The 7,869-nt window shown below is 69.0% G+C and carries 7 protein-coding genes and 1 riboswitch; of the genes, 5 read left to right on the plus strand and 2 right to left on the minus strand.

Annotated features, from left to right (window positions below; all coding sequences use genetic code 11):
• Window positions 1–48: 48 nt before the first annotated feature.
• The 5 genes from qcrC to BFF76_RS16225 all read left to right on the plus strand — a co-directional run bounded on the left by qcrC (window position 49) and on the right by BFF76_RS16225 (window position 6,494).
• Window positions 49–858, plus strand: a complete 810-nt coding sequence (gene qcrC / locus BFF76_RS16205) for a cytochrome bc1 complex diheme cytochrome c subunit (protein WP_031093680.1) — start codon at window positions 49–51, stop codon at window positions 856–858.
• Window positions 855–1,907, plus strand: a complete 1,053-nt coding sequence (qcrA, locus tag BFF76_RS16210; protein ID WP_031093678.1) for a cytochrome bc1 complex Rieske iron-sulfur subunit — start codon at window positions 855–857, stop codon at window positions 1,905–1,907. Before qcrC ends, qcrA begins: the two co-directional genes overlap by 4 nt.
• Window positions 1,904–3,529: a cytochrome bc1 complex cytochrome b subunit gene (gene qcrB / locus BFF76_RS16215; protein ID WP_031093677.1), complete on the plus strand. Its 1,626-nt coding sequence runs from the start codon at window positions 1,904–1,906 to the stop codon at window positions 3,527–3,529. Before qcrA ends, qcrB begins: the two co-directional genes overlap by 4 nt.
• Window positions 3,530–3,652: 123 nt before the next feature.
• On the plus strand, window positions 3,653–4,744 hold the full coding sequence (gene trpD, locus BFF76_RS16220) for an anthranilate phosphoribosyltransferase (protein ID WP_065848475.1): 1,092 nt from the start codon (window positions 3,653–3,655) through the stop codon (window positions 4,742–4,744).
• Window positions 4,745–4,826: 82 nt separating this feature from the next.
• A riboswitch (SAM riboswitch) is annotated at window positions 4,827–4,944 on the plus strand.
• Window positions 4,945–5,117: 173 nt separating this feature from the next.
• Window positions 5,118–6,494 (plus strand): aminotransferase class V-fold PLP-dependent enzyme, encoded by a 1,377-nt coding sequence (locus tag BFF76_RS16225; RefSeq protein WP_053930534.1) that lies wholly within the window; start codon window positions 5,118–5,120, stop codon window positions 6,492–6,494.
• A gap of 93 nt (window positions 6,495–6,587) precedes the next feature.
• Here the strand turns inward: BFF76_RS16225 and BFF76_RS16230 are convergent, their stop codons facing one another.
• Together BFF76_RS16230 and BFF76_RS16235 are read right to left on the minus strand one after the other, a co-directional pair.
• Window positions 6,588–6,869, minus strand: coding sequence for an Lrp/AsnC family transcriptional regulator (locus BFF76_RS16230; RefSeq protein ID WP_031093667.1), 282 nt, complete (start codon window positions 6,867–6,869; stop codon window positions 6,588–6,590).
• Entirely contained in the window at window positions 6,866–7,633 is a 768-nt protein-coding gene (locus BFF76_RS16235; protein ID WP_042836418.1) for a rhomboid family intramembrane serine protease, read from the minus strand. Before BFF76_RS16235 ends, BFF76_RS16230 begins: the two co-directional genes overlap by 4 nt.
• Window positions 7,634–7,869: the final 236 nt, after the last annotated feature.

The raw sequence follows: 7,869 nt of genomic DNA on the forward strand, positions 1-7,869 counted from the left end.
CGCACCCACCCACCATCGACGCAGAAGATCCTGACACCGGGGTAATCCGTGAAAAAGCTCTCCGCACGACGACGCCATCCGCTGGCGGCGGTCGTCGTACTACTCCTCGCGCTGGCGGCTACCGGGGGGCTGTACGCCGCGTTTGCGCCTGCGGGTAAGGCGCAGGCCGACGAAACCGCCCAGTCCCTCGCCATCGACGAGGGCAAGAAGCTCTACTCCGTGGGCTGTGCAAGCTGCCACGGATCCGGCGGTCAGGGCACCACCGACGGGCCGTCCCTCGTGGGCGTCGGCTCCGCCGCCGTCGACTTCCAGGTCGGTACCGGACGCATGCCGGCCCAGCAGCCGGGCGCCCAGGTCCCGAAGAAGAAGGTCATCTACAACCAGGCCGAGATCGACCAGCTCGCGGCCTACGTCGCGTCCCTGGGCGCCGGTCCGATCACGCCGACCGAGAGCCAGGTCGACCCCGCCGGCGCCGACGTGGCCAAGGGCGGTGACCTGTTCCGCAACAACTGCGCTCAGTGTCACAACTTCACCGGCAAGGGCGGCGCCCTGACGAACGGGAAGTACGCCCCGGACCTCGAAGGCGTGAGCCCGAAGCACATCTACGAGGCCATGCAGACCGGCCCGCAGAGCATGCCCTCCTTCCCGGACAGCACGATGCCGGAGCAGGAGAAGAAAGACATCATCGCGTACATCGAGACCGTCAACGGTGATGAGTCCGAGTCCCCAGGTGGGCTCGCGCTCGGTGGCCTCGGCCCCGTCAGTGAAGGTCTCTTCGGCTGGATCTTCGGCCTGGGCGGCCTGATCGCCATCGCCGTATGGGTCGCGGCCCACACCGCTAAGGCCAAGAAGTCATGAGTAGCCAACAGATTCCAGAAGAGAACCTGCCGGTAGTGCAGGACACCGCGCACGGCGCGGTAGAGGGTGCGGGCGACCCGTTCGCCGACCCGGGGCTGCCGGCCCACAGGCCGCGCATCCAGGACATCGACGAACGGGCCGCGAGGCGCTCCGAGCGTGCCGTCGCCTTCATGTTCACGCTGTCCATGCTGGCGACGATCGGCTTCATCGCCTCGTACGTCATCTTCCCGGTCGACAAGATCGTCTACATCTGGCCGCTCGGCCACGTGAGCGCGCTCAACTTCTCCCTCGGGATGACCCTGGGGCTGGCGCTCTTCCTCATCGGCACGGGCGCCGTCCACTGGGCGCGCACCCTGATGTCCGACGTGGAGGTCGCGGACGACCGGCACGCCATCGAGGCGGAGCCCGAGGTCAAGGCCAAGGTCATGGCCGACTTCGCGGCCGGTGCCAAGGAGTCCGCGATCGGACGGCGCAAGCTGATCCGCAACACCATGTTCGGTGCGCTGGCCCTGGTGCCGCTCTCCGGTGTGGTGCTGCTGCGCGACCTCGGTCCGCTGCCGGAGAAGAAGCTCCGCTCGACCCTGTGGGCCAAGGGCAAGCTCCTCGTCAACATGAACACGATGGAGCCGCTGCGTCCCGAGGACGTCGTCGTCGGTTCGCTGACCTTCGCCATGCCCGAGGGCCTGGAGGAGGACGCGCACGACTTCCAGACGCAGATCGCCAAGGCTGCCCTGATGATCATCCGCATCGAGCCGGAGAACATCAAGGACAAGCGTGAGCGTGAGTGGGCGCACGAGGGAATCGTGGCCTTCTCCAAGATCTGCACCCACGTCGGCTGCCCGATCAGCCTGTACGAGCAGCAGACGCATCACGTGCTCTGCCCGTGCCACCAGTCCACCTTCGACCTCTCCGACGGCGCCCGCGTCATCTTCGGTCCGGCCGGTCACGCCCTTCCGCAGCTGCGGATCGGTGTGAACAGCGAGGGCAACCTCGAAGCGCTCGGTGACTTCGAAGAGCCCGTCGGTCCTGCCTTCTGGGAGCGCGGATGAGTACTGCGACGGAAACACAGCGCAAGGCGCCCGCCGGCGAGCGGGTGGCCGACTGGGCGGACGGCCGGCTGGGCATCTACGGCCTGGCCAAGGCCAACATGCGCAAGATCTTCCCGGACCACTGGTCCTTCATGCTGGGTGAGATCTGCCTCTACAGCTTCATCATCATCATCCTCACGGGTGTGTATCTGACGCTGTTCTTCAACCCGAGCATGAACGAGGTCGTGTACCACGGCTCGTACGAGCCGATGAACGGCATCCGTATGTCCGCGGCCTACGCCTCGACGCTGGACATCAGCTTCGACGTCCGCGGTGGCCTGCTGGTCCGGCAGATCCACCACTGGGCCGCGATCATCTTCCTCGCCGGCATGTTCGTGCACATGTTCCGGGTGTTCTTCACCGGTGCGTACCGCAAGCCGCGCGAGATCAACTGGCTGTTCGGCTTCCTGCTGTTCGTGCTCGGCATGTTCACCGGGTTCACCGGCTACTCGCTCCCGGACGACCTGCTCTCCGGTACGGGTGTGCGGTTCACGCAGGGCGCGATCCTGTCGATGCCGATCGTCGGTACGTACATCTCGATGTTCCTGTTCGGCGGGGAGTTCCCCGGTACGGACATCATCTCGAGGTTCTACTCGATCCACATCCTGCTGCTGCCGGGCATCATGCTCGGGCTCGTGGTCGGCCACCTCATCCTGGTCTTCTTCCACAAGCACACGCAGTTCGCCGGCCCGGGCAAGACGAACAAGAACGTCGTCGGCATGCCGCTGCTGCCGGTCTACATGGCCAAGGCCGGGGGCTTCTTCTTCCTGGTCTTCGGCTTCATCGCGATCCTCTCCGCGATCGCCACGATCAACCCGATCTGGGCGCTCGGCCCGTACCGTCCCGACCAGGTCTCCACGGGCGCCCAGCCGGACTGGTACATGGGCTTCGCGGAAGGCTTCGTCCGTGTGATGCCCGGCTGGGAGATCAACCTCTGGGGCCACACGCTGGTCCTGGGCGTGCTCATCCCGCTGGTGCTGTTCGGTCTCGTCCTCGGGGCGCTCGCGCTCTACCCGTTCATCGAGTCGTGGATCACCGGCGACAAGCGCGAGCACCACATCCTGGACCGTCCGCGCAACGCTCCGACCCGTACCGGTCTGGGTGTCGCCTGGGTGACGATCTACTTCGTCATGCTGATCGGCGGCGGCAACGACATCTGGGCGACCCACTTCCACCTGTCGCTCAACGCGATCAGCTGGTTCGTGCGGATCGCGTTCTTCGTCGGCCCGGTCCTGGCGTTCGTCGTCACCCGGCGGATCTGCCTCGGCCTCCAGCGCCGCGACAAGGAGAAGGTGCTGCACGGGCGTGAGTCCGGCACCATCAAGCGCCTGCCGCACGGTGAGTTCGTCGAGATCCACGAGCCGCTCAGTCCGGCCCAGCTGCACACGCTCACGGCGCACGAGCAGTACAAGCCGGTCGAGATCGGCCCGACGGTCGACGAGAACGGTGTCGAGCGCAAGCCGTCGGCGCTGCAGAAGCTGCGGGCCAGGCTCAGCCAGAGCTACTTCGGCGAGGACAACCAGATCGCCAAGCCCACTGCCGAGGAGTACAAGGAGATCACCAGCGGCCACGGCCACCACTGATCACCTCAGCTGAACGCCACAGCGGGAGCCCCGTCCATCCGATGGACGGGGCTCTTCGCTGTCCCCGGGGCTGGATAGGGTGGGAGGCATACTCGTATCGGCTGTGGACCCCAGGAGCGGACCATGAACGTGGTGACCCCGGACGGCGGCGACAGCGTGGCGGCTCTCCCTCAGACTTCGTCCGGGGGTACCCCCACCTGGCCGGGCGTGCTGACCCCCCTCCTCCGCGGTGAGAACCTCAGTGCCGACGACACCGCGTGGGCCATGGACCGCATCATGAGCGGCGAGGCCACGGACGTGCAGATCGCGGGCTTCGCCGTCGCGCTGCGGGCCAAGGGCGAGACCGTCGACGAGGTCACAGGACTCGTCCGCGCCATGTACGAGCACGCCCACACGATCCATGTGCCCGGCCGCACGGTCGACATCGTGGGGACGGGCGGGGACATGGCCAAAACGGTCAACATCTCCACGATGTCCGCGATCGTCGTCGCGGGGTCGGGCGCGAAGGTCGTCAAGCACGGCAACCGGGCGTCCTCGTCGGCGAGCGGGGCATCCGACGTGCTGGAGAAGCTCGGCGTCAACCTCGAACTGACGCCGCAGCGCGTCGTCGCCGTCGCCGAGGAAGCGGGCATCACCTTCTGCTTCGCGGTGAAGTTCCATCCCGCCCTGCGCTACGCGGCCAGGGCGCGCAAGGAGCTCGGCACGCAGACCACCTTCAACATCCTTGGCCCGCTCACCAACCCGGCCCGGGTGCGCTCCCAGGCCATCGGGGTAGCCGACCCGAAGATGGCGCCCATCGTCGCGGGCGTGCTGGCGGACCGGGGGAATTCGGCGCTCGTCTTCCGGGGCGACGACGGTCTCGACGAGCTGACCACCACGGCGACCTCCCGGGTCTGGACCGTCCGTGACGGCTCCGTCCGCGAGGAGGCGTTCGACCCGCGCGACGTCGGCCTGGAGCTCGTTCCCGTCGAGGCGCTGCGCGGCGCGGACTCCTCGTACAACGCGGACGTGGCCCGCCGGCTGCTCGACGGGGAGACCGGCCCCGTGCGGGACGCGGTGCTGCTCAACTCGGCCGCCGCGCTGGTCGCGCTGGACGGCGGCGGGGGCACGCTGAACGAGCAGCTCTCGGCCGGGATCGTGCGTGCCGCGGAGTCGATCGACTCGGGAGCGGCCAAGCGCGCGCTGGAGCGCTGGGTGGCGGCCAGCAACGCCTGAGTGCACAGGGGCAGCAAGGGCGCGGTCCGTATCGCGGACCGCGCCCTTGCGCGTCGCCGTGGATGTGGCAGGATGCTGCGCAGGTCATGAGTGACAGCGACTACGGCCCCGGCCCGCTGTCCGGCAACCCTCCGTCCGTGGCGGGGTGCCCCGGGTGAAGACCGGGCCGCAGGCAGTGAGGTCTGCGGCAAGCGCGGGCCCCTCGGCATTCTCGGATGCCACCCCTTGGGGTCCTGGTCCCAGGGAGCCTCTTGTGAGCAAGCGAATGCGATAGGGCTCGACGCCCTCCTCCGCACACCCTTTTTTTCTTCCTTCCCGCGCTGCTGCCTGTTGCCGGCGCGTGGATCCCGCCTGCCTTCCACGGGAGTTCGCCATGTCTGTCCCCACCGCTGTAGTCGACCCGTCCGTTTGTGCCCCGCTGGCTGTTCTGGGCGCTGATGTCACCGTTCCGCTCGTGACGGGTGGAGAGGTCGGGTACGCGGCCCTCGACTACGCGGCCAGTGCCCCGGCCCTCCAGCGGGTGTGGGACGACGTGGCCGCCTACGCCCCGTACTACGGCAGCGTGCACCGCGGTGCCGGCTACCTCTCGCAGCTCTCCACCGACCTCTTCGAGAGCAGCCGCGTGACCGTCGCGGAGTTCCTCGGCTGCCGTGCGGAGGACCAGGTGGTCTTCACCCGCTCGACGACCGACTCCCTCAACCTGCTCGCCGCCGCTCTGCCCGCCGACTGCGAGGTGTTCGTGTTCGAGACCGAGCACCACGCCTCGCTGCTGCCGTGGCGCGGTGCCCGGGTGACCTGCCTCGACGCCCCGCGCACCCCGGACCAGGCCGTCGCCACCCTCGAGCGTGCACTGTCCGGCCGTGCACCCCACGGGCCCGCACTGGTCTGTGTCACGGGCGCGTCCAACGTCACCGGTGAGCTGTGGCCGGTGAGGGAACTGGCCGCCGCCGCCCACGCGCACGGAGCGCGGATCGTGCTCGACGCGGCACAGCTGGCGCCCCACCACCCGGTGGACATCGCCGAGCTGGACGTCGACTGGGTCGCCTTCTCCGGGCACAAGCTGTACGCGCCCTTCGGCTCGGGTGTCCTCGCGGGCCGGGCCGACTGGCTCGTGGACGCGGAGCCGTATCTCGCGGGTGGCGGCGCCTCCCGCAAGGTCACCAGGCGCACGGACGGCAGTGTGGACGTCGAGTGGCACACCACCGCGGCCCGGCACGAGGCCGGATCGCCGAACGTCATCGGCGTCTACTCCATCGCCGCCGCCTGCAAGGCCCTGACCGAGGCCGGATTCGACCGGCTGGTCGCGCGGGAGCAGCAGTTGGTGACCCGGGTCCGCGAGGGCCTCGCCGGTGTCCCCGAGGTGAAGGTGCTCTCCCTGTTCGGCGACGACGCCCCGAGGGTCGGCGTCATCTCCTTCGTGGTCGAGGGGTGGAACAGCTCGCACTTCGCCGCGGCGCTCTCCGCGGAGTACGGCATCGGGGTGCGTGACGGACTGTTCTGCGCCCACCCGCTGGTGAGGACGCTGCTGGGCAGCGAGCCGCAGGAGCCGGGCGAGTGCGGCGCGCCCGAGGCCGCGCCGGGGGAGAGGTCGCTCAACGCCATCCGGGTCAGCTTCGGCGCCGGTACGCCCGACGAGCACATCGAGCGGTTCCTGGGAGCCGTCCGCGAGCTGGTGGGCAAGGGCGCCCGCTGGACCTACCGCACCGAGGAGGGCCGCTGCGTGCCCGACCGGGGCGCCGCGCAGGTCTGAGGGGCACGGATACGGCTCCGGCCGGGACGGGGGTGCCCCCTCCTCCCGGCCGGAGCCGCGCGCCGTGCCGGGCGTCCTGCCCGGGCGCCGTTCTCAGGCGTCGAGACCGATGGCGAAGGCCGCCTCGAGGTCGTGCTGGGAGTACGTGCGGAAGGCGACGTGGGTGTCGGTCGCCTCGACGCCCTGGATCCTGCTGATCCGGCCCGGGATGACATCGGCCAGATCGTCGTGCCGGGCCACCCGGACCATGGCGATCAGGTCGTACGTGCCGGTGACCGAGAAGACCTCGCTGACGCTGTCCAGCGCCGCGATGGCCTCGGCGATCTCGGGAATCCGGTCCACGCTGGTTTTGATGAGCACGATCGCGGTGATCACGGCTGGCTTTCTCCCTCAGTGGCCGTGGCTGGAGACTTCACTCTAGTACCCCGGAACCGGGCCCATGCGTAGAGGAACCCGCCCGCGAAACCCGCCACGTGCGCGAGGTACGCCACGCCCGGGCCGCTGCCCGCGCTCTGCGCCGCCAGCCACTGGAGGACGAACCAGAAGACGAGCACGATCCAGGCGGGGAAGCGCAGCGGCAGGAAGAAGAGGAAGGGGAAGAGGCTGGTGACCCTGGCCCGGGGGAACAGGTAGAGGAACGCGCCGAGCACCGCGGAGATGGCCCCCGACGCCCCGACCAGCGTCTGGTCGGAACCCGCGTGCACCACGGCGTAGGCCACCAGGGCGAAGTAGCCGCACGCGAGATAGAAGAAGGCGAACCCGGTGCGGCCCATGCGTTCCTCGGCCATCGCGCCGAACACGTACAGGAAGAGCATGTTGCCCAGCAGGTGCAGCCAGCTGCCGTGCACGAAGAGAGCGGTCAGCGGGGTCAGCGCCGCGTGCGCCGAGCCGTCCATGAGCTCGCTGGGGATCACACCCCACTGCTCGAAGTACCCGGCCTGGGCGGCCAGGAGTGCGTCGCCGGTGCCGTGGCCGGGGTTGAACCCCGAGAGCGGGCTGATCAGGAACACCGCACAGCACAGCGCCATCAGCCCGTACGTGACGGGGGCGCCGCCCGCGGTGGCCGCCGCCCCCAGCCCCCGGGCCCGCTCCCGCCAGCCGACTTCCCGCCATTCGATCACGTACAGAGCATGACGCACCTGGTGAGAACGGGACAGACCGCCTCGCCGTGCCGATGGTTATGCACTAGGCCGTAGGGTTGCGGCAGGACATCCGCAGTTCGACGGCGCACCGCGAGATCGAAGACCTGGGCACGTACGAGACTCGACGAAAGAGGACGCAACGATGACGACGGTTCCCCAGCCGACGGACGGGACCCGCTGGCGCTGCACGCTCTGCGGCAATCTCACCCGCTTCGATGTGACGCGCTCCTCGA

It is taken from the genome of Streptomyces mutomycini (assembly GCF_001700505.1).
Classification (GTDB): Bacteria; Actinomycetota; Actinomycetes; order Streptomycetales; family Streptomycetaceae; genus Streptomyces; species Streptomyces mutomycini.

What these genes read in the sequence shown, in the direction of transcription:
- qcrA (WP_031093678.1), top strand. Translation starts at nt 855, where the DNA reads ATGAGTAGCCAACAGATTCCAGAAGAGAACCTGCCGGTAGTGCAGGAC.
- qcrB (WP_031093677.1), top strand. Translation starts at nt 1,904, where the DNA reads ATGAGTACTGCGACGGAAACACAGCGCAAGGCGCCCGCCGGCGAGCGG.
- trpD (WP_065848475.1), top strand. Translation starts at nt 3,653, where the DNA reads ATGAACGTGGTGACCCCGGACGGCGGCGACAGCGTGGCGGCTCTCCCT.
- BFF76_RS16225 (WP_053930534.1), top strand. Translation starts at nt 5,118, where the DNA reads ATGTCTGTCCCCACCGCTGTAGTCGACCCGTCCGTTTGTGCCCCGCTG.